Origin of the sequence: Nocardia sp. NPDC058658 (genome assembly GCF_042716665.1) — a bacterium.
Lineage (GTDB): Bacteria > Actinomycetota > Actinomycetes > Mycobacteriales > Mycobacteriaceae > Nocardia.
This window is the reverse complement of record NZ_JBHXRR010000034.1, coordinates 20556-40300: the sequence shown is the minus strand read 5'-3', so window position 1 is coordinate 40300 and position 19745 is coordinate 20556. Positions and strand designations below refer to the sequence as shown.

Sequence of the window (19745 nt, the reverse complement as noted above, 5' to 3'; positions counted from 1 at the left end):
AACGGCGGCTAACTCGCGGCCGGGCCGCTACGCCGCTGCGCGGCGGACCCTCCTCGAGGTCGGGTCGTGCGGGGCTGGGAGTGCGGTCATGGCGGGATCGGGGGTGCACCGTGTGGCTGGGAGTGCGGTCATGGCGGGATCGGGGGTGCACCGTGTGGCTGGGAGTGCGGTCATGGCGGGATCAGGGGGCCAGCGTGGGGCTGGGAGTGGGTGTTGGTCAGGACTTGCGGACGAAATCGTCGAGGTGGTCTCGGATGTAGTCGAGAACTCGTTGTTCGAAGTCTTCTGGTTCGTTGATGTCGTAGATTTCGTTGGGGTCTTCGGCGCGGTCGCCGGTGGGGCGGCGGATTTGGTCGGGGGTGGCTAGGGTGCGGTGTTCGTCTTCGAAGAAGCGGTCGAGGTCGTCGTCGGGGGAGCTCAGGGAGGCGTCGCGGGCGGCGATGATGGCTGCTGCGGCCAGTTGGGGCATGCCTGCGGCGCGGAGAGCTCTTGTGGCCCAGGGGAGTTCGCTGCGGCGGGTTTTCAGGTAACCCGAGAAGCCGGTGTCGAGGACGGTGGTGTGCAGGCTCGACAGGGCCAGCAGGTGGGCGAAGGCGGGCGGGAGTTGGCCGAAGGCGCCGATGCCGAGGCGGTGGAGGTCGTCGGTGGCGGGGTTGGACCAGAAGACGGTGTCGGCGGCGTCGTGGATGCTGTCGGTCTCGGCGAGTGCCTTGGTCAGGGCGGGTCGGGTGTGCGCCGGGAATCGATAGTCCATGGGGCAAGTATTCAGGGGCGCAGACGTACGCCCGCATCGCGGAGGGTGGTCAGCGCGGTTTCGGTGGTTTCCGGGGAGACGCCCGCGGTGAGGTCGAGTAGGACGGTGGTGTCGAAGCCGGCTTCCACGGCATCCAGTGCGGTGGCTCGGACACAGTGGTCGGTGGCGATGCCGACCACGTCCACGGCGTCGATATTGTGGGCTCGGAGCCAGTCGGTGAGGGTGGTGCCGTTCGCGGCCGCGCCCTCGAAACCTGAATAGGCGGCGGTGTATTCGCCCTTGGAGAAGGTTTCCTGGACGGCCGAAATATCGAGGGCCGGGTGGAAATCGGCGCCGGGGGTGCCTACTCGGCAGTGCGGCGGCCAGGAGTCGACGTAGTCGGGTTCGGTGGAGAAGTGCGGGCCGGGGTCGATGTGCCAGTCGCGGGTGGCCACTACCGCGTCGTACTGCTCGGCGGCGACGAAGTCGGTGATCGCGGCAGCTACCGCCGCGCCGCCCGCCACCGCGAGGGCGCCACCTTCGCAGAAGTCGTTCTGTACATCCACGATGATCAGACCGCGTCCCATGTCATCCTCCAGCTCGTTCGACCGCACCATTCTCCGCCGCGCGACGCCCAGCGGCCACCTCAGCCGAGGAACGTTGTCGGCACGGCGGGTTCGCCCGCGGAGAGCTTGAGCCCCTCCCACGGCAGGCTGACCAACCCGCGCGCGACCAGTTCGCGACTCTGCGCCAACGTCGGCACACCATCGACCACCTTGCCCCTGCGAACCAGCGGCACCTGCAACTCCCGCACCTGAAAACCGTTGGTAGCGGGTGCTTCTCCGCCTTCGGGATAAACGATCTCCTCGACGATCGTCCCCGTGGCACGGGCCAAGCGCACCGCCTTCTTGACCCCGCCGCGCGACTGCTTGTGACTCGACCGCTTCGCGACCGGAACGCCCTCGACCTCGACCAGCTTGTAGACCATCCCCGCCGTCGGCGCACCCGACCCGACGACCACCGACGTGCCGACGCCGTACACGTCGACCGGCTCGGCACGCAGCGCCGCGATCGCGTATTCGTCCAGATCACCGGAGACCACGATGCGGGTGCCGGTGGCGCCCAGCTCATCGAGCTGCCGGCGGACCTGCCCCGCCAGCACGCCGAGATCGCCGGAGTCGATCCGCACCCCGCCCAGTTCCGTCCCGGCCACCTCGATGGCCGTGGCGACGCCGCGAGTGATGTCGAAGGTGTCGACCAGCAGGGTGGTGCCGATGCCGAGCGCGTCGACCTGGCTGCGGAAGGCCGCTGCCTCGTGTTCGCCGTCGGCGCCGCTGTGCAGCAGGGTGAACGCGTGCGCGCTGGTCCCCGCGCCGGGCACGCCGAAGCTGCGCACGGCCTCGAGGTTGGAAGTGGCGTCGAAGCCGGCCAGGTAGGCCGCGCGCGAGCTCGACGGTGCGGCCAGTTCGTGGGTGCGCCGCGAGCCCATCTCGATCATTCGCCGACCCGCCGCCGCGCTCACCATCCGCGCGGCCGCCGACGCGATCGCGCTGTCGTGATTGAAGATCGACAGGGCCAGGGTCTCGAGCAGCACGCATTCGGCGAAACTGCCGCGCACGGTCAGGATCGGCGAACCGGGGAAGTACAGCTCGCCTTCGGCATAGCCGTCGATATCGCCGGTGAAGCGGTACTCGCGCAACCAGTCGACGGTGGCGGGGTCGAGGAACTTCGCGACCACGGCCAGCTCGTCGGGGCCGAAGCGGAAGTGGGCCAGCGCGTCGAGCAGACGCCCGGTGCCAGCGACCACCCCGTAGCGGCGCCCGTGTGGCAATCGCCGGGCGAACACCTCGAAGGTGCATCGCCGGTGGGCTGAACCGTCGGCCAGCGCCGCGGCGAGCATGGTCAACTCGTACTGGTCGGTCAGCAGCGCGGTGCTGGCGAACTCGTCACGGATCTGCACACCAGAAACTCTAGTCACCGCGGGTGTTGAATCTCGTGGGCCGCGTCGTACCCTGGTTTTCATGGCCGTGTGCAATACCGTTCGGGCCGGCGCCGTCACCGACGCTGTGAACGCCGCACTGTCGGCACCGCAGGCGACGCCGGAGACCACGGAATACACCGAGATCCTGGAGGCCGAGGACAGGCCCTGGGTCACCGTCGTCTGGGACGATCCGGTGAACCTGATGCACTACGTCACCTACATCTTCCAGAAGCTTTTCGGCTACAGCAAAGCCAAGGCGACCGAGCTGATGATGCAGGTGCACAACGAGGGCAAGGCGGTGGTGTCGTCGGGTTCGCGCGACAAGATGGAGGCCGACGTGCGTCGACTGCACGCCGCCGGGCTCTGGGCAACCATGCAGCGCGACTGAGTAGCCTTGGCCTGTGCGTAAGTGGAGCAGGAAGAACTCACTGAGTGGCCTCAAGCTTCGATCCGAAATGGACGAGCACGAGGCCACCGTCCTGCGCTCGCTGATCGGCGCGGTCTCCGGCCTGCTCAGCGAGCGCGCCGCCGAAGCCCCCGAAGACGAACTGGCCGCGCTCACCGGCCTGCGCACCGGCAACTCCACCCCGCCCGACGACCCGCAACTGCTGCGCCTGCTGCCCGATTTCCACCGCACCGAACCCGGTTCCCCCGACGCCAAGCGCGCCGACCTCAACAGTGCGCTGCGCAGCCTGCACGAGCCCGAGATCATCGACGCGAAACTGGCCGCAGGGCGGGCGGTGCTCGACACCTGCCCCGAAACGGGCGGCAAGATCGTGCTCACCCCCGAGCAGGCCGACGCGTGGCTGGCCGCGCTCACCGATGTGCGGCTCGCGCTGGGCACCCTGCTCGACATCGACGACGACACGCCCGACCATTTCGATCCGGAGGATCCCCGCGCTCCCCACCTGGACGTCTACCACTGGCTGACCTGGATGCAGGATTCGATGCTGCAGGCCCTGGCACCCTGACGAAGGACGAGACGATGCGCAGTGTCCCCGGCGAACGTAATTCGATCACCGACGTAGCCGGTGTGTTGGTCGGCCACCACCAAGCCCTCGACCCCGACGCCACGCTCGGCACCGGAGCCGCGACCGGCTGCACCGTCGTACGAGTCCCCGCCGGCGCGACCGCCTCGGTCGACGTGCGCGGCGGCGGCCCCGGCACCAGGGAAACCGACCTGCTCGACCCGGCCAATTCCGTCCGCCAGCTCAACGCCGTGCTGCTCACCGGCGGCAGCGCCTACGGTCTGGCGGCGGCGGACGGGGTGATGCGCTGGGCCGAGGAGCATCGCGAAGGCATTCCGATGGACCCGACCGACCCGACCCGCGTGGTCCCGATCGTGCCCGGCGCGGTGATCTTCGACCTGCCGGTGGGCGACTGGCACATCCGCCCCGACGCGGACTTCGGTTATCGCGCGGCCGCCGCGGCCTCGACGGAATTCGCGCGCGGCACCGCCGGTGCGGGTGTCGGCGCGCAGGCGGGCGCACTGAAGGGCGGAATCGGTTCCGCGAGTGTGGTTCTCGGTGACGGGCCGGGTGCGGGCGTCACGGTCGGCGCGGTAGTAGTCGCGAATCCTGTTGGGTCCGTTGTCGATCCACGGACCGGTCTGCCGTGGGGTGCGGGCACCGACGGACCCAGCTTCTTCGGGTTGCGGGCCGTGACGCCGACCGAGATCGCCGCGCTCGCCGCTCTGCCGACGAAGAGCACCGTCCTCAACACCACGATCGGCGTGGTCGCCACCGACGCCGCCCTCGACCCAGCGGGCTGTCGACGCTTGGCCGCCACCGCCCACGACGGCCTGGCCCGCGCGATCCGTCCGGTGCACTCCCCGCTCGACGGCGACACCCTCTTCGCCCTGTCCACCGGCGCGATCGAGGTGCCTCCCGCCGCACTACCCGCCGCGTTCCCCACCGACCTGCACCTGCTCGACCAGCTGTGCACGGCCGCCGCGGTGGTCGTGGAACGCGCTGTCGTCGATGCGGTGCTCGCGGCGACGTCGATCGCGGGGATTCCTGCCTACCGGGACTTGGTTCCACCACGCTGAGCGCCCACTCTTCGCCGTTTCGGTCGAAATTCGCACCGATCGCCCCGAAAAGTGTCCGCTCAGCGTGGCGACCGATAAGGCCCGGCTTTCACCCCGGCGGAATACCCGAATAGGGTGAGTCGTTGTCGAGGAAGGTGCTCGACAGCACGCTCGCAGGATGTGGAAAGGGTCGATGAAGTGCTGGTGATCAGGGCCGATCTCGTTGACGCGATGGTGGCACACGCCCGCGCCGACCACCCGGACGAGGCCTGCGGCATCATCGCCGGGCCCGAGGGCAGTGACCGGCCCGAACGCTTCGTCGAGATGGTCAACGCCGAACGCTCGCCCACCTTCTACCGGTTCGACTCCGGGGAGCAGCTGCGCGTGTGGCGCGCGATGGACGACGCCGACGAAGTGCCGGTCGTCATCTACCACTCGCACACCGCCACCGAGGCCTACCCGAGCCGCACCGACATCTCCTACGCCGCCGAACCCGACGCGCACTACGTGCTGGTCTCCACGCGCGACCCGCAGGAACACGAACTGCGCAGCTACCGCATCGTCGACGGCGAGGTCACCGAAGAACCGGTGCGCATCGTCGATTCCTACTGAACCCCCGTCCGAAAAAGTCACCACCCTCAGGAGTCCCCATGCCGGTAACCGTGTCCATTCCGACCATCATGCGTGGTATCACCGGAGGTGAGAAGCGCGTGCAGGGCGAGGGCTCGACGCTGTCGGCGCTCATCGCCGACCTCGACGCGAACCACCCAGGGCTGGCCGAGAAGCTGCTGTCCGACGGCAAGCTCAACCGCTACGTCAACATCTACGTCGACGACGAGGACGTGCGTTTCTCCGGTGGGCTCGAAGCCGAGGTGCCCGTCGGCGCATCGGTGACGATTCTTCCCGCGGTTGCCGGCGGGGCCTGACTCTCGTGGCTCGCTATGACTCGCTGATCGCGACGCTCGGCAACACCCCGCTCGTCGGCTTGCAGAAACTGTCACCGCAATGGGACGGCGACGATCATGTGCGGCTGTGGGCCAAGCTCGAGGATCGCAATCCCACCGGGTCGATCAAGGACCGCCCCGCGCTGCGGATGATCGAACAGGCCGAGGCCGACGGGCTGCTCACCCCCGGGTGCACGATTCTGGAGCCGACCAGCGGCAATACCGGAATCTCCCTGGCCATGGCGGCCAAGCTCAAGGGCTACCGGATCGTCTGCGTGATGCCGGAGAACACCTCGGTGGAGCGCCGCCAACTGCTGACGATGTTCGGTGCCGAGATCATCGACTCACCCGCGGCCGGTGGATCCAATCAGGCCGTGGCGATGGCCAAGCGGATCGCGGCGGAGAATCCGGATTGGGTGATGCTGTACCAGTACGGCAACCCGGCCAACGCCCTGGCACATTACGAGAACACCGGGCCGGAACTGCTGGCCGACCTGCCGGAGATCACGCATTTCGTCGCCGGGCTCGGCACGACCGGAACGCTGATGGGCACCGGCCGGTACCTGCGCGAGAACGTGCCCGATATCGAAATCGTCGCCGCTGAACCCCGTTACGGCGAACTGGTTTACGGCCTGCGCAATATCGACGAGGGCTTCATCCCCGAGCTCTATGACGAGAAAGTGCTCACCACCCGGTTCTCGGTGGGCCCGTACGACGCGGTGAAACGCACGCGCGAACTGGTCGGCGAGGAGGGCATCTTCGCCGGGATCTCCACCGGGGCGATCCTGCACGCCGCGCTCGGCATCGCCAAGAAGGCGCAGAAGGCCGGGAAACGGGCCGACATCGCGTTCGTGGTCGCCGACGGTGGCTGGAAGTATCTGTCCACCGGGGCATACGACGGCACGCTGGACGAAGCCGAAGAGAAATTGGACGGACAACTCTGGGCCTGACCCGATGTCGCCCCACTTCGGTACGCTCGGGTCAATGGGCTGCGGTCCCGTGCCGAAGTGGAGGCGATGTCGGTGAGCGGTGGGGTGGGTGCCTCGTTCGATCCTGATCGGATCGCGGGGTTACGCGGTCATGCGAGTCCGGGCACCGGTGCGTCGCGAGGCGGTTCGTGGGTTCGGGCCGCGGTGGTGATTCTGGGCTTCGTGGGGGCGCTGTATGTGATCGAGGGCATCGACATGGTGCTCTCCTACGATTTGCCGGCCGGTTCGGCGGGCCAACTCGACGCGGCCGGGATCGAGCCGCGCGAGGTCTCCGGGCTCGACGGCATCCTGTGGGCGCCGCTGTTGCACGGCGGGTGGGAACATCTGTTCGCCAACACGCTGCCACTGCTGGTGCTCGGGTTTCTCGTCCTGCTCTCCGGGATCGGGCGTGGGATCGCGGCGACGGCGATCATCTGGGTGATCGCGGGCATCGGCACCTGGCTCACCGGGTCGACGGGGAGTGTGCACGTCGGAGCGTCGTCGATCGTGTTCGGCTGGCTCACGTACCTGATCTGTCGCGGGTGGTTCGCGCGCAATGTGGGCCAGATCGTGGTCGGGTTGGTGATCCTGGTTTTCTACGGCTCGATGCTGTGGGGCGTGCTGCCGAGCGACCCTCGAATTTCTTGGCAGGGCCATCTTTTCGGGGCGGTGGGTGGAGTGCTCGCGGGCTGGGTACTCTCGTCAGATGAACGTCGACGCCGCCGTGGAGCATCGGTCGGCCGCGCAGTACCAACGCGGTAACCGGGGATCCAGTCTGGAAATTGGGGGGATCCTGCAGTGAGTACCAGCACGTCGTGGCAGCATGGGGGCATGCGCCTTACCGTCCTCGGGTGCTCGGGCAGCGTGTCCGGCCCGGATTCCCCAGCGTCGGGCTACCTGCTGACGGGCCCTGATATGCGGCCGACTGTCATCGACTTCGGTCCCGGAATCTTCGGTGCCTTGCAGAAGCACATGAACCCGGCCGATGTGGACATCTTCCTCACCCACCTGCACGCGGATCACTGCCTCGATCTGCCCGCACTGCTCGTGTGGCGTCGCTACCACCCGAACCCGCCGACCGGTAAGGCCCTGGTCCGTGGGCCTTCGGACGCTGCGCTGCGGATCGGGAACGCCTCGGCGGAGATCGGGGGGGAGACCGACGACTGGTCCGATGTGATCGACTCGCAGGTCTGGGTCGAGAACACGCCGATCCCGTTCGGGCCCGGTCACACGGTGGAGGCTCGGCGGATGTTCCACCCGCCGGAGTCCTACGGGCTGCGGATCACGGCTGCGGACGGTCGGGTGTTCGTCTACACCGGGGATACGGCGATGTGCGATGCGGTGGTCGAGTTGTCGCAGGGTGCGGATGTGCTGATGGCCGAGGCTTCGTGGACGCATGATCCGGCGAATCGTCCTCCGGGGATTCATCTTTCGGGCACCGAGGCGGGGGAGATCGCGACCCGGGCCGGGGCCACGGAACTGCTGCTGACCCACATCCCGCCGTGGACTTCGCGCGAAGATGTGATCGCGGAGGCCAAGGCCGCGTTCTCGGGACCGGTACACGCGGTGTCGCCGGGCGAGACCTTCGACCTGTAGTCCCCGAACCCGAGCGCGCCACCTACACTGTCGGCTGTGTCTAGACGAGCTGATGGTAGGGCGGATGACGAACTCCGCGACGTGAAGATCACTCGGGGTTTCACCGCGCATCCGGCGGGGTCGGTGCTGGTGGAATTCGGGCAGACGCGGGTGATGTGTACCGCGAGCGTCACCGAGGGGGTGCCGCCGTGGCGCCGGGATTCGGGGTTGGGGTGGCTCACCGCGGAGTACGCGATGCTGCCCGCGGCGACGCACACCCGGAGCGGGCGTGAGTCGGTGAAGGGCAAGGTCGGTGGGCGGACGCAGGAGATCAGCAGGCTGATCGGGCGGTCGCTGCGGGCCTGCATCGATCTGGCTGCGCTCGGCGAGAACACGATCGCCCTCGACTGCGACGTGCTGCAGGCTGACGGCGGTACTCGTACCGCTGCGATCACCGGCGCGTACGTGGCACTGTGCGACGCGGTGACCTACCTGGCTGCCGCGGGCAAACTGGCCGACCCGCAGCCGATTTCGTGCATGATCGCCGCGGTCAGCGTGGGTGTGGTCGATGGGCGTGTTCGCCTCGACCTGCCCTACGAGGAGGACTCGCGCGCCGAGGTCGACATGAATGTGGTCGCCACCGATACCGGCACGCTGGTGGAGATCCAGGGCACCGGCGAAGGCGCGACGTTCCCGCGTTCGACCCTGGACAAGATGCTGGACTCGGCCTTCCTCGGCGCCGACCAGTTGTTCGCCATCCAGAAGGAAGCCCTCGCACTGCCGTACCCGGGTGTGCTGCCCGAGCCGTCCGCGAAGAAGTAGTCGTGGCCGTGCGTGTGCTGGTGGCCAGCCGAAATGCCAAGAAGCTCAAGGAACTTCAGCGGATCCTCGACGAAGCCGGTGTCGCCGGAATCGAATTGGTGAGCCTCGACGATGTGCCGCCGTACGAGGAGGCGCCCGAAACCGGCGCCACCTTCGAGGAGAACGCCATCGCGAAGGCCCGTGACGGTGCCGTCGCGACCGGATTGCCCTGTGTGGCAGACGATTCCGGTATCGAAGTGGATGCGTTGAACGGGATGCCCGGCGTGCTGTCGGCCCGCTGGGCAGGCGGCCACGGCGACGACGCCGCGAACAACACCCTGCTGCTCGCCCAACTCGGCGATGTCCCCGACGACCGTCGCGGCGCCCGCTTCGTCTCCACCTGCGCCCTGGTCCTGCCCGACGGCACGACCACCGTGGTGCGCGGCGAATGGCCGGGCACCGTCGCCCGCAAACCCCACGGCGACGGCGGCTTCGGCTACGACCCCCTCTTCCTCCCCGAAGGCGGCACCGGCAGCGCCGCCGAACTCACCCCCGCCGAAAAAGACGCGGTCTCCCACCGAGGCCGCGCCCTAGCCCAACTCATCCCAGCCCTCGCCGCCCTCACCTGACCTCCCCGGCACTGAATCAAGATCACCATGTACTGGTGCAGGCCCGCTCTCGGGCGATGCTCGCATGAGTACATGGTGATCATTCGTCCAGGTGTTGGCTGCTTCGCAAACGAGAGCGCCGCCGCTCCGGAATGACCGGGGCGGCGGCGCTTTTCGTGGGGTCATAGGTTGTACTGGTGCTTTACGTCTTTGGCGTTGCGGTGTTCTACGAAGAAGGACAGTAGGGGGATGGTGCCTGCGATGAGGGTGCCGACGGTGCGGCCGATGGGCCAGCGGACCTTCACTGCGAGGTCGGCGGTGACCAGTAGGTAGGCGAAGTACACCCAGCCGTGCACGACCGCGATCCAGCTGGGGGTGTCGACGCCGAAGCCGTACTTGGCGACCATCTCGAAGGTGAGCAGCAGCAGCCACAGGCCGGTGACCCAGGCGAGCACGCGGTAGCGCTGCAGGGCCGAGGCGACCTTCGCAGTGGGCGCGCTGCCCGCCGGAACGGTGGTCTCGGCGGCAGGCGAAGTGGTGGTGTTGTCGGTCACCCGGCATTCCTCTCGGGGGAGTGCAAGCCGGCGGTGCGGACCTGCGCGTCGATGTCGCTGGCGTGCAGTTGCGCCAGGTACTGGTTGTAGGCGGCCGTCTCCGGGTCGTCGGACGTGGCGGCCCTCGGTCGCTCGGGCAGGATGCCCTCGGGGATCTCGCGCGGCGCCTCGGCCTTGGCCGCACGCGGCGGCGCGGGCTCGTCGGCCTCGCGTTCCAGCCGCACGAACCGCACGTAGGCGAACACCGCGAACCCGGCGAACAGCGGCCACTGCAGCGCGTACCCGAGATTCTGCCCGGAACCGGTCGAGGATTCGAACCGCTCCCACTGCCACCAGGCCAACGCCAGACAGCCCGCTGCGACGACGCAGACCAGCGCGATCAGGGCCGCGCGATTGTGCGTCGGGCGAGGAGGCGGAACGGACACACCGTCCACCGTACCGGGCTGTGTTTGTTGGAGCGCTGGCGCGCTCGAGTTCGCGGCCCCTTGTGTCCCGCTGTTCAGGCACCGTTGCTTGCTCCTTCGTCGCGTGCGCAACGGCGCCTGAACAGCGGGACGGCCGCGAACCGCCGACTGCGTCGGCGGACCCTCCTCGAGGTCGGGTCGTGCGGGGTTGGGTTGATGGGGCAATGGCACGCTCAGAGGCGCGGACGATCGTGGAGTGCCGGTCATGGCGGACCGGAGTGCCAGGCCTGGCTGGTTAGCGCGACACCCTCGTGTGGAAGGTTTGGCGGTAGGCGGTGGGGGAGACGCCGATGGTGGTGGCGAGGTGTTGGCGGAGGGAGGCGGCGGTGCCGAGGCCTGCGTCGGCGGCGACGCGGTCGATCGGGAGGTCGGTGGCTTCGAGGAGGTGGCGGGCGTGGTCGACGCGTTGCTGGGTGAGCCACTGGCCGGGTGGGAGGCCGGTTTCGGAGCGGAAGCGGCGGCAGAAGGTGCGCACGCTCATGCGGGCGTGGGCGGCGAGTTCGGTCAGCGGGAGCGGGCGGTCGAGGTGGGTGAGGGCCCAGGCGCGGGTGGCGGCGGTGGTCGCGGTGGTGGGCTCGGGGATCGGGCGGTCGATGAACTGGGCCTGGCCGCCGTCGCGCCACGGCGGCACGATGCACAGGCGGGCGACCCGGTTGGCGACCACGCTGCCGTGATCGCGCCGGAGCAGGTGCAGGCACGCGTCGATCCCGGCGGCACTGCCCGCGGCGGTGATGATGCGGCCTTCATCGACGAACAGCACATCGGCATCCATCCTGACCTGCGGGAACAGGCTGCGGAACCGATCGGCCTGCTTCCAGTGCGTGGTGGCGGGGCGGTCGTCGAGGAGGCCGAGGGCGGCGAGGACGAAGGCGGCGGTGCAGATCGACACGATCCGGGTCTCGGGCCGCACGCGGGCCAGCGCGCGGGCCAGGTCGGCGGGCATCCACTCCGATTCAGGCGCGTCACACGCGGAGAACGGCGGGATCACTACGGTGTCGGCTTCCTCTAGCGCGCTGCTGTCGTATTCGACGGCGATGGTGAAGTCGGCGTTCGTCGTCACCGGTGCACCGTCGAGGCTGCAGGTGCGCACGTCGTAGAGCGCGGCACCGTCGGAATCGGTCGCCGTGCCGAAGATCCGGGCCGGAATCCCCAGTTCGAACGGATAGACCCCGTCCAGTGCCAGAACCACCACGCGATGCATGGCAAGATTCTTGCACATATTGTCCTTCTTGCCACTCGTCGCCGCTGAACGAACCGGGCATCGTGATCTGCACACCGCCGGTTCCCCCTCGAAACGGCGTGCGACACAAGGAGAACGAATCATGCGGGCAATCGGTCAGGACACCTTCGGCGGACCCGAGGTACTGCAGGTGATCGAGGTCGACAAGCCGACACCGGGGCCGTCGGAAGTGCTGGTCCGGGTCCACGCGGCCGGGGTGAACCCGACCGATTCCTGGCATCGCGGCAGTGGTGGGCTGTTCGGCAATATGGTCCGGCTTGGCTGGGATGTGTCCGGTGTGGTCGAGGCGGTCGGCGTCGGCGTGACACTGTTCGCCCCCGGCGACGAGGTGTTCGGCATGCCGCGCCTGCCGTATGCCGCGGGCACCTACGCCGAGTACGTCACCGCACCGGCCCGTCATCTCGCGCACAAGCCGGCGAATCTCACCCACATCGAGGCTGGTGCGCTGGCACTCGTCGCGCTCACCGCCTGGCAGGCGCTCGTCGACACCGCCGACGTGCAGCCGGGCCAGCGGGTGTTGATCCACGCGGCGGCGGGCGGAGTCGGCCATGTCGCGGTGCAGATCGCCAAGGCGCGCGGCGCGTACGTGCTCGCCACGGCACGCGCCGACAACCACGACTTCGTCCGCGAACTCGGCGCCGACGAGGTAATCGACTACACCACAACAGATTTCGAAGAAGCGGCCCGCGATATCGATGTGGTCGTCGACACCATCGGCGGCGAATACGGCCCGCGTTCCCTGCGAACCCTGCGCCCCGGCGGCATCATCGTCTCACTGGCCCCCCCGGCCGAAGCGGCCTTGGTCGAGGAGGCGGGCCCACTCGGCGTGCGCGCGGGCTTCATGATCGTCGAGCCCGACAACGGCGGCCTGCGCGCCATCACAGAGCTGGTCGAAGCGGGTGCGCTGCGACCCCACGTCGAAACCGTTCTGCCGCTGGAACTCGTGAGCAAGGCCCACGAGATCAGCGACAATCAGCGCACCCGCGGCAAGATCGTGCTCACCGTGGCATGACTCAGAACTTGTAGCTGATCCCGGTCATCCGCTCGGATTCCTCCCACAGGCGCCGCAGCAGCTCGGGATCACGCGAGATCTTGCTGGACGGGCAGGCCTCGACCGGTCCCTGCGACTGCATGAGCCGGTTGGGGCCCCAGTACACAGTGGGATCGGCGGCGGTTTCGGTCGCCGCGAACAGGGTGGAGTGGGCGGCCTTGTGCGGCGCGTGGCCGATGAGTTTGATGAACGGCTTGCTGACCCGGTCGAGCGGAGTTTCGGTGCGGGCGAACAGGTCCGTCGCCGAGACGCCGGGGTGCACGGCGTAGGACTTCTTCGCCGAACCGGCCTCGGTGAGCCTGCGCTGCAGTTCACGGCCGAACATCAGGTTGGCGAGCTTGGCCTGGGCGTAGGCGAGATTGCGCTGGTAGCGGCGGTTCTCGTAGTTGAGGTCATCGATCCACAGCTTCGGTGTCTGCTTGTGGGCGATGCTGGCGATCGACACCACCCGGTCGCGGACGCGGTCGAGCAGCAGTCCCGTGAGCGCGAAGTGGCCGAGGTGGTTGACGCCGAACTGGGTTTCGAACCCGTCGGCGGTGCGCGAGAACGGGACGTTCATCAGGCCCGCGTTGTTGATCAGCACATCGAATTCGCCCTGCTGCGCGGCGAATTCGCGCACGGAAGCCAGGTCGGCCAGGTCGAGCGCGGCTACCCGAACGTCGCCGTCGATGGCGTCGGCGATCGGCTGCGCTTTGCTCGCGTTGCGGCAGGCCATGATCACCGTCGCACCCTTGGCGGCCAGCACCTTGGTGGTTTCGGCACCGAGGCCGCCGTTGGCCCCGGTGATCACGAACGTGCGCCCGGACTGGTCCGCGATGTCAGTTGGTTTCCATGCCATACACCGATCTTACTCTGGAGTAAGTTCCGGCGGAAGGTCAGCCCAGCAATCCGGTCAGCGTACGGGCACAGGCGGGTTTGCGCAGTTTGGTCATGGCCTTCGCCTCGATCTGCCGCGCCCGCTCGCGGGAGAAGCCCAGCGCCGAACCGACCTCCTCCAGCGTGCGGCCCTCACCGCGATCGAGGCCGAAACGCAGTCGGATGACAGCGGATTCGCGTTCGGTGAGCACCTTCAGCGCCTCCTCGACATAGCCGCCGAGCATCTGGTCGGCAACCACGTCCGCTGGCGCGGGCGCGGTGTCGGGGAGCAGTGAGCCCAGATCGGTGTCCTCGCCGATCGGCGCCTGCAGCGATACCGGTTCGGCTTCGTGCCGCAGCACCGCCTCGACCTGTGCGACGGTGAGTGCGGCGCCCGCGGCCAGTTCCTCCGTGGTCGCCGCGCGCCCCAGCTGATGCGCCAGCTCGCGCCGCACGCGGATCACCCGGTGCAGAACATCGGCCACATTCGAGGGCAGTCGGATCGTGCGCCCCTGATCGGTGAGCGCGCGCCCGATGGACTGCCGGATCCAGTACGTCGCATACGTGGAGAGCTTGAGTCCGCGCTCGTGGTCGAACTTGTCCACCGCGCGCATCAGCCCGAGCGTGCCCTCCTGGATCAGATCGAGCAGTGACATCCCGGTGTTGGTCGGGAACCGGCGCGCGATCGAGACGACGAGGCGCAGATTCGCCCGCACCATCTGATCCTTCGCGCACAGACCGTCGAGTTCGGTGCGGCGCAACAGTTCTCGTCGGGCAGCGGTGAGTTCAGCTCCGGCCGAGTCGATTTCGGCGCGCGCGGCGGCACCGGCGGCGATACGCGCACCGAGCGCGTATTCCTGCTCGGCGGTCAGCAGGGGAGTGCGGCCGATGGCGGTCAGGTAGTCGCGAATGGAGTCGGTGGAGACGGTGGTGGTCAAGAGAGCTCCCGTGAGAAGTGCGGCCGATGTGGAGACCGGTGGGGCGAGTGCGCGCCCCACCGGTGCGGGGTGACTACTTGCCGGGAATCCGGATCGGGCGGCGCACGGCCGTCGACCGGGTCTGCGCACCGCGAATGGCCGAGCCGGTGCCGCGTCGGCGCTGGGCGGGGAACGGCGCTTCGGTGCGGCGCTCCGCTCGGCGGCGAGTGGGCAGCGGGAGGGGCTGGGGCGTGGTCATGATCTCGCGGACCGCGTTGTCGAGTGCGCTTCGCATATCGGCTGCTCCTTCGTGGGTGGAACGGGTGCTGAGGGGCTTGGCGGCGATAACGGTTGCGTGCGGCATGCGCTGTCTCCTTCGATTGTGTCGCTTGCAGCGACGAACACAAACTTAGAACCAGCCTAAAAATATGTCAAGAACAAATTTGGGACGAGTTCAGATATGCTGATGACATGACCGAGCAACAGGGGCTTCGAGCCAGAAAGAAGCAGCAGACCAGGGAACACATCTCCGACCGGGCGACCGAGCTGTTCCTGGCCCGCGGGTTCGACCGGGTGACCATCGCCGAGGTTGCCGCGGCCGCCGACGTCGCCAAGATGACCGTCACCAACTACTTCCCGCGCAAGGAAGACCTCGCCCTCGACCTGGGGGAGATCTACATCGACCAGCTCGCCGCGATCGTGCGCGAGCGCGCGCCGGGGCAATCCGCGCTGGCCGCGCTGCGCCACGACTACCTGACAGCGGTAGCGGCACACAGCCAGCTCATCGGCTTCAGCGGAGAGCCGTTCGCCCGAATGATCGCCGACAGCCCCGCGCTCACGGCGCGCGTGCGCGAGTTCCACGACGACCGCGAGGTGGCGTTGGCGAAAACGCTGGCTACGGAGACCGGCGCCGACGACATCACCCCCCGGGTCGCCGCGGCTCAACTCGCGGGCATCCAGCGGGTCCTGTTCGACGAAGTCACCCGCCGCACCCTCGCCGGTGAATCCAACGCCCAGATCGCCGCCGCGCTCACCCGCGAAGCCGAGATCGCCTTCGACGCGCTCGAACCGAGCCTGGGAAACTACGCCGTGCGCTGAGATCTCGGTCGGGTTGCTGCCGTGTCACTGAGACCCCACGCCAGACCTGAAAGCCCATACTGGGCCAATGCCGGACGGTGTTGCTGCAGACAAGCCAGTCGAGCCGATGAGCAAGGCGAAGATCAACCTCGTCTTCGCGACCGTGGTCCTCGGCATGCTCATGGCCGCCCTCGACCAGACCATCGTCTCGGCCGCCCTGCCCTCGATCGTCGCCGATCTCGGCAGTGCAGGACACATGGCCTGGGTGGTGACCGCGTATCTGCTCGCTGAGGCCGTCGCGACCGTGCTCGCGGGCAAACTCGGCGACCTGTTCGGCCGCAAACTGCTGTTCCAGATCAGCGGCCTCATCTTCATCACCGGTTCGGCGCTGGCCGGTGTCGCCAACAGCATGCTCGTGCTGATCGTGGCGCGCGGCATCCAGGGCATCGGCGCGGGCGGGCTGATGGTGACCTCGATGGCGCTGATCGCCGACACCATTCCGCTGCGCGAACGCGGTAAGTACCAGGGCGCGCTGGGTGCGGTGTTCGGCGTGACCACCGTCGTCGGACCCACCCTCGGCGGCCTGTTCACCGACCATGCCAGCTGGCGCTGGTGCTTCTACGTGAACGTCCCGATCGCGATCATCATGGTGGTGATGGCGGCGCGCACGCTGCCGCATCTACGCGCGGTCACCCGGCCGGTGATCGACTACCTCGGCATCGGCCTGGTCGCGCTGGGTGTCTCGTCGCTGATCCTGGGCCTGGAGTTCGGTGGCAACGAATACCCGTGGCGCTCTTGGCAGATCATCGGTTTGTTCGTGCTCGCCGTGGTGCTGATCACCGGGTTCGTGCTGGTGGAGAACCGGGCGACGGCACCGATGTTGCCGATGCGGTTGTTCAGCAGCCGGGTGTTCACGGTGTCGTCGGTGCTCAGTTTCATCGTCGGCTTCGCGATGCTCGGCTCGATGACCTACCTGCCCGCCTACCTGCAATACGTCGACGGCGAGTCGGCGACGAGTTCGGGCGTGCGGACGCTACCACTGGTCGTCGGCCTGTTCATCACCTCGGTCTTCTCCGGTCAGGTCGTCGGCAAGACCGGGCAGTACCGGTACTTCCCGATCGTCGGGATGGCGGTGATGGTGGTCGGCCTCGCGCTGATGTCGACGATGGGCCGCAGCACCAGCGTGTGGCTGGAATCGTTGTACATGCTGATTCTGGGTGCCGGCCTCGGCCTGTCGATGCAGGTGCTCACCATCGTCGTGCAGAACACCGTGCCCTACGCCGACCTCGGCACCGCGACGTCGGGGGTCACCTTCTTCCGCACCCTCGGTAGCGCGTTCGGCACCGCGGTCTTCGGCACGCTGTACAACAACGAGAGCAAGTCCGCGCTGGCGGCGGCGTTGCAGCAGGCGCCGGGTGTCTCGCCCGAGGTGGTGGCGAATCCGAAACTGCTGCGCGAACTCCCCATCGAACAGTCCGCGCCGATCATCGACGCCTACGCGCATTCGATCGACTTCGTGTTCCGTGGCGTCGTGCCGGTGGCGCTGGTCGGTTTCGTGGTCGCCTGGTTCCTGCCGCAGGTGCGGCTGCGCGACAGCGCCCGCCACGGCGCGGGTGACGTCGGCGAGGGCTTCTCGGTGCCCGATTCGCACGACCGGGTGGTGCAGCTGGAACGGGCGGTCGCCACGACCGTCCGCAAGGCAAGGGCGGACAAGCCGCTGATCCCCGAGCTGATCGCGGCCTCGGACAGCACGCTGAACCCGGACACGGCGTGGGCGCTGGGACAGGTCTACCTCTACTCCAAGGAGGGCGTCCCCGCCTCCGTGCACGCCATCGCCTACCGGCACCGGCTGCCGGTGGAGGTGCTCTCACCGGTCTTCCGTCAGGCCGTCGACGCGGGCCTGCTGACCGGCGACGGCGGCGACCTCACCCTCACCGGCGACGGCACCGCCGAGGTCGACAAGCTGCGCGCGGGGTGGCGCCGCTGGCTCGGCGACCGCCTCGACGACTGGAATTCCGAGGACCCGACCGACCGCGCCCTACTCGACGAGGCCCTGTCGAAGATCGCCGCCAAGCTTCTCGACCAGGGCGCTGATAGCAGTGAGGTATCGAGAACCTGAATTCCGCTGTCCACCGCACTGGACAGACCTTGCCGCCGAAATACTCGTAGACGTATATTCGTAGACGAGTAGGGAGGCGTCGATGGCTACGAAGCGCAAGGTGAACAACCTGTTGGCGCTCGCCGTGCTCTCGGTGATCGTGCAGCGCCCGATGCACCGCTACGAGATCGCCGCCACGCTGCGTGCGCACGGTAAAGACCGCGACATGGACATCAAGTGGGGCTCGCTCTACACCGTCGTCCAGAACATGGAGAAGGCCGGATTCCTCGAGGTCGTCGGCAGCGAACGCGACGGCGCGCGCCCCGAGCGGGTGATCTACCGGATCACCGACGCGGGCCGCGCCGAGATGGCGGACTGGACCCGCGAACTACTCGCCGCACCCGAGCCCGAACACCACCGGTTCACCGCGGGCCTGTCGATTCTGGCCGTGCTGGCGCCCGACGAGGTGATCGAGCTGCTCGGCACCCGCATCGAGACGCTGACGCGGACCATCGCGACAACCAGGGCCGAGCTCGACCAGTTGAAGGGCACGCTGGCGCGGCTGTTCGTCGTCGAATCCGAATACGGCCTGGCGATGCTGGAAGCCGAAGCGAACTGGGCCAGGTCCCTGCGTGACGAACTCGCCGCGGGCACCTTCGAAGGCCTCGAGTCCTGGCGGCAGTGGCATGTCGACGGCATGCCCGCCGACCAGATTCCCGAACTCGGCGAGAGGAGCGACGACTAGCTCAGGCAGCAGACCCCGGACCCGGTGGCGTGCGGCAACACCCCACCGAGCCCGAGAAACCGTCCCGAAACCAGGCGCACCCGGCCACGAGGCTGGCTACCACAGGATCGCCCTGCCTGTCGCCCAGATGCGCCTGCGCGTCGGCGGCCGCGAACACGTCTTGCCCGAACTGGCCGATCAGCCGCCCCTGCAGGCTGTCGACCGTGGCGAACTGCACCGCACCCTGCACGATCACGCGGTCGCCGCGGGCGTGCCGTTCACCTACGACAAACGGCTGACCCACGTCGACGAACACCCCGAGGGCGTCACCGCGCACTTCGCCGACGGCTCCACCGCCACGGCCGACATCCTCGTCGGCGCCGACGGAATCCGTTCCACCGTCAGAACTTTGATCGACCCGGCCGCTCCCGGACCCGACTACACCGGCATGCTCGGCTTCGGCGCACGGGTCGACTGCGACCTCGACCTGCCCGACGACACAATGGTGTTCGCGTTCGGCACCAAGGCCTACTACCTGTACTGGAAACTCGCCGACGGCAGCGCGATGTGGGGCGCGAATCTGCCCAGCAAGCAATACTTTTCGCTCACCCAGGCCCGCGCGATCCCGGCGGAGCACTGGCTGAAGATCCTGCGCGAGACCTACGCCCCCGACTCTCCCGGCGCCGAATTCGCCCGTCGCACAACGGCGGACAATCTCGAGATCACCGGCGCGCTGCACATCATGGGGCCGGTACCGCACTGGTATCGCGATCGCCTGGTGCTGGTGGGTGACTCGGTGCACGCACCGTCCAACAGTTCGGGTCAGGGCGCCGCACTGGCGATCGAAAGTGGCGTGCAACTCGCGCGCTGCCTGCGCGACATCGCTACACCCACCGAGGCCTTCGCGACCTATGAACGGTTGCGCCGGGCACGCGTGGAAGGCATCGCGTCTCGTGCGGCGAAGATCAATCACAGCAAGACGCCGGGACCGTTCGCCCGCAAGATCATGAACGCGATGATGCCGCTCATGGTCAAAACGGTGATGAATCCGGAGAAGACCATGGGTGCCGAACGGCGCTACCGCATCGATTGGGACGCGCCGGTCCAGGCGGTCTGACCACCGCGGCCC

General features: G+C 68.0%; 24 protein-coding genes. 15 read left to right on the top strand and 9 right to left on the bottom strand.

Annotated elements, in window-relative coordinates; all coding sequences use genetic code 11:
• Window positions 1-217: 217 nt before the first annotated feature.
• From ACFWUP_RS29775 to ACFWUP_RS29765, 3 genes are read right to left on the bottom strand one after another with little or no spacing between them, the layout of a single operon-like run.
• On the bottom strand, window positions 218-754 hold the full coding sequence (locus tag ACFWUP_RS29775) for a hypothetical protein (protein WP_379239297.1): 537 nt from the start codon (window positions 752-754) through the stop codon (window positions 218-220).
• Window positions 755-765: 11 nt separating this feature from the next.
• The gene (locus tag ACFWUP_RS29770) at window positions 766-1320 is read right to left on the bottom strand and encodes an isochorismatase family protein (protein ID WP_379239296.1); all 555 of its coding nucleotides are present in this window, start codon (window positions 1318-1320) and stop codon (window positions 766-768) included.
• A 59-nt stretch (window positions 1321-1379) separates the two neighbouring features.
• Window positions 1380-2693, bottom strand: coding sequence for a nicotinate phosphoribosyltransferase (locus ACFWUP_RS29765; RefSeq protein WP_379239295.1), 1314 nt, complete (start codon window positions 2691-2693; stop codon window positions 1380-1382).
• A gap of 61 nt (window positions 2694-2754) precedes the next feature.
• Between ACFWUP_RS29765 and clpS the strand changes: the two genes are divergently transcribed.
• The 10 genes from clpS to rdgB all read left to right on the top strand — a co-directional run bounded on the left by clpS (window position 2755) and on the right by rdgB (window position 9657).
• Complete coding sequence (gene clpS, locus ACFWUP_RS29760) at window positions 2755-3102, top strand: ATP-dependent Clp protease adapter ClpS (RefSeq protein WP_379239294.1); 348 nt, start codon at window positions 2755-2757, stop codon at window positions 3100-3102.
• 13 nt (window positions 3103-3115) lie between these two features.
• Window positions 3116-3685, top strand: coding sequence for a DUF2017 domain-containing protein (locus ACFWUP_RS29755; protein ID WP_379239293.1), 570 nt, complete (start codon window positions 3116-3118; stop codon window positions 3683-3685).
• A gap of 14 nt (window positions 3686-3699) precedes the next feature.
• The gene (locus ACFWUP_RS29750) at window positions 3700-4761 is read left to right on the top strand and encodes a P1 family peptidase (RefSeq protein ID WP_379239292.1); all 1062 of its coding nucleotides are present in this window, start codon (window positions 3700-3702) and stop codon (window positions 4759-4761) included.
• 177 nt (window positions 4762-4938) lie between these two features.
• Complete coding sequence (locus ACFWUP_RS29745; RefSeq protein WP_379239300.1) at window positions 4939-5352, top strand: Mov34/MPN/PAD-1 family protein; 414 nt, start codon at window positions 4939-4941, stop codon at window positions 5350-5352.
• A 38-nt stretch (window positions 5353-5390) separates the two neighbouring features.
• Window positions 5391-5666 (top strand): MoaD/ThiS family protein, encoded by a 276-nt coding sequence (locus tag ACFWUP_RS29740; RefSeq protein ID WP_379239291.1) that lies wholly within the window; start codon window positions 5391-5393, stop codon window positions 5664-5666.
• A gap of 5 nt (window positions 5667-5671) precedes the next feature.
• Entirely contained in the window at window positions 5672-6634 is a 963-nt protein-coding gene (locus tag ACFWUP_RS29735) for a PLP-dependent cysteine synthase family protein (protein WP_379239290.1), read from the top strand.
• Window positions 6635-6700: 66 nt separating this feature from the next.
• Window positions 6701-7414 carry a rhomboid family intramembrane serine protease gene (locus tag ACFWUP_RS29730; RefSeq protein WP_379239289.1) on the top strand — a complete coding sequence of 238 codons (714 nt, stop codon included), beginning with the start codon at window positions 6701-6703 and terminating at the stop codon, window positions 7412-7414.
• Between the two features lie 69 nt (window positions 7415-7483).
• Window positions 7484-8248: a cyclic nucleotide-degrading phosphodiesterase gene (locus tag ACFWUP_RS29725; protein ID WP_379239288.1), complete on the top strand. Its 765-nt coding sequence runs from the start codon at window positions 7484-7486 to the stop codon at window positions 8246-8248.
• A gap of 36 nt (window positions 8249-8284) precedes the next feature.
• Window positions 8285-9049: a ribonuclease PH gene (gene rph, locus ACFWUP_RS29720; RefSeq protein ID WP_379239287.1), complete on the top strand. Its 765-nt coding sequence runs from the start codon at window positions 8285-8287 to the stop codon at window positions 9047-9049.
• Window positions 9050-9051: 2 nt separating this feature from the next.
• Entirely contained in the window at window positions 9052-9657 is a 606-nt protein-coding gene (rdgB, locus tag ACFWUP_RS29715) for an RdgB/HAM1 family non-canonical purine NTP pyrophosphatase (protein ID WP_379239286.1), read from the top strand.
• 161 nt (window positions 9658-9818) lie between these two features.
• Here rdgB and ACFWUP_RS29710 read toward each other — a convergent pair whose 3' ends face one another.
• The 3 genes from ACFWUP_RS29710 to ACFWUP_RS29700 form a co-directional block, all read right to left on the bottom strand.
• Window positions 9819-10106 (bottom strand): DUF3817 domain-containing protein, encoded by a 288-nt coding sequence (locus ACFWUP_RS29710; RefSeq protein ID WP_379239299.1) that lies wholly within the window; start codon window positions 10104-10106, stop codon window positions 9819-9821.
• Between the two features lie 80 nt (window positions 10107-10186).
• Entirely contained in the window at window positions 10187-10615 is a 429-nt protein-coding gene (locus tag ACFWUP_RS29705; RefSeq protein WP_379239285.1) for a transcriptional regulator, read from the bottom strand.
• A 274-nt stretch (window positions 10616-10889) separates the two neighbouring features.
• Window positions 10890-11873, bottom strand: a complete 984-nt coding sequence (locus tag ACFWUP_RS29700) for a GlxA family transcriptional regulator (protein WP_379239284.1) — start codon at window positions 11871-11873, stop codon at window positions 10890-10892.
• A gap of 103 nt (window positions 11874-11976) precedes the next feature.
• Here ACFWUP_RS29700 and ACFWUP_RS29695 point away from each other — a divergent pair, with 103 nt between their 5' ends.
• Window positions 11977-12906 (top strand): NADP-dependent oxidoreductase, encoded by a 930-nt coding sequence (locus ACFWUP_RS29695; protein WP_379239283.1) that lies wholly within the window; start codon window positions 11977-11979, stop codon window positions 12904-12906.
• A 1-nt stretch (window position 12907) separates the two neighbouring features.
• Here ACFWUP_RS29695 and ACFWUP_RS29690 read toward each other — a convergent pair whose 3' ends face one another.
• The 3 genes from ACFWUP_RS29690 to ACFWUP_RS29680 form a co-directional block, all read right to left on the bottom strand.
• Window positions 12908-13783 carry an oxidoreductase gene (locus ACFWUP_RS29690; protein ID WP_379239282.1) on the bottom strand — a complete coding sequence of 292 codons (876 nt, stop codon included), beginning with the start codon at window positions 13781-13783 and terminating at the stop codon, window positions 12908-12910.
• Window positions 13784-13820: 37 nt separating this feature from the next.
• Complete coding sequence (locus tag ACFWUP_RS29685) at window positions 13821-14738, bottom strand: RNA polymerase sigma factor RpoD/SigA (protein WP_379239281.1); 918 nt, start codon at window positions 14736-14738, stop codon at window positions 13821-13823.
• Window positions 14739-14811: 73 nt separating this feature from the next.
• Window positions 14812-15081 (bottom strand): hypothetical protein, encoded by a 270-nt coding sequence (locus tag ACFWUP_RS29680; RefSeq protein WP_379239280.1) that lies wholly within the window; start codon window positions 15079-15081, stop codon window positions 14812-14814.
• A 107-nt stretch (window positions 15082-15188) separates the two neighbouring features.
• Here ACFWUP_RS29680 and ACFWUP_RS29675 point away from each other — a divergent pair, with 107 nt between their 5' ends.
• The 4 genes from ACFWUP_RS29675 to ACFWUP_RS29660 all read left to right on the top strand — a co-directional run bounded on the left by ACFWUP_RS29675 (window position 15189) and on the right by ACFWUP_RS29660 (window position 19733).
• A complete protein-coding gene (locus ACFWUP_RS29675; protein ID WP_379239279.1) occupies window positions 15189-15815 on the top strand; it encodes a TetR/AcrR family transcriptional regulator in 627 nt (208 codons plus the stop codon).
• Between the two features lie 106 nt (window positions 15816-15921).
• The gene (locus ACFWUP_RS29670; RefSeq protein WP_379239278.1) at window positions 15922-17913 is read left to right on the top strand and encodes an MDR family MFS transporter; all 1992 of its coding nucleotides are present in this window, start codon (window positions 15922-15924) and stop codon (window positions 17911-17913) included.
• A gap of 82 nt (window positions 17914-17995) precedes the next feature.
• Window positions 17996-18637 (top strand): PadR family transcriptional regulator, encoded by a 642-nt coding sequence (locus ACFWUP_RS29665; protein ID WP_379239277.1) that lies wholly within the window; start codon window positions 17996-17998, stop codon window positions 18635-18637.
• 127 nt (window positions 18638-18764) lie between these two features.
• Window positions 18765-19733, top strand: a complete 969-nt coding sequence (locus ACFWUP_RS29660; RefSeq protein WP_379239276.1) for an FAD-dependent monooxygenase — start codon at window positions 18765-18767, stop codon at window positions 19731-19733.
• Window positions 19734-19745 lie beyond the last annotated feature (12 nt).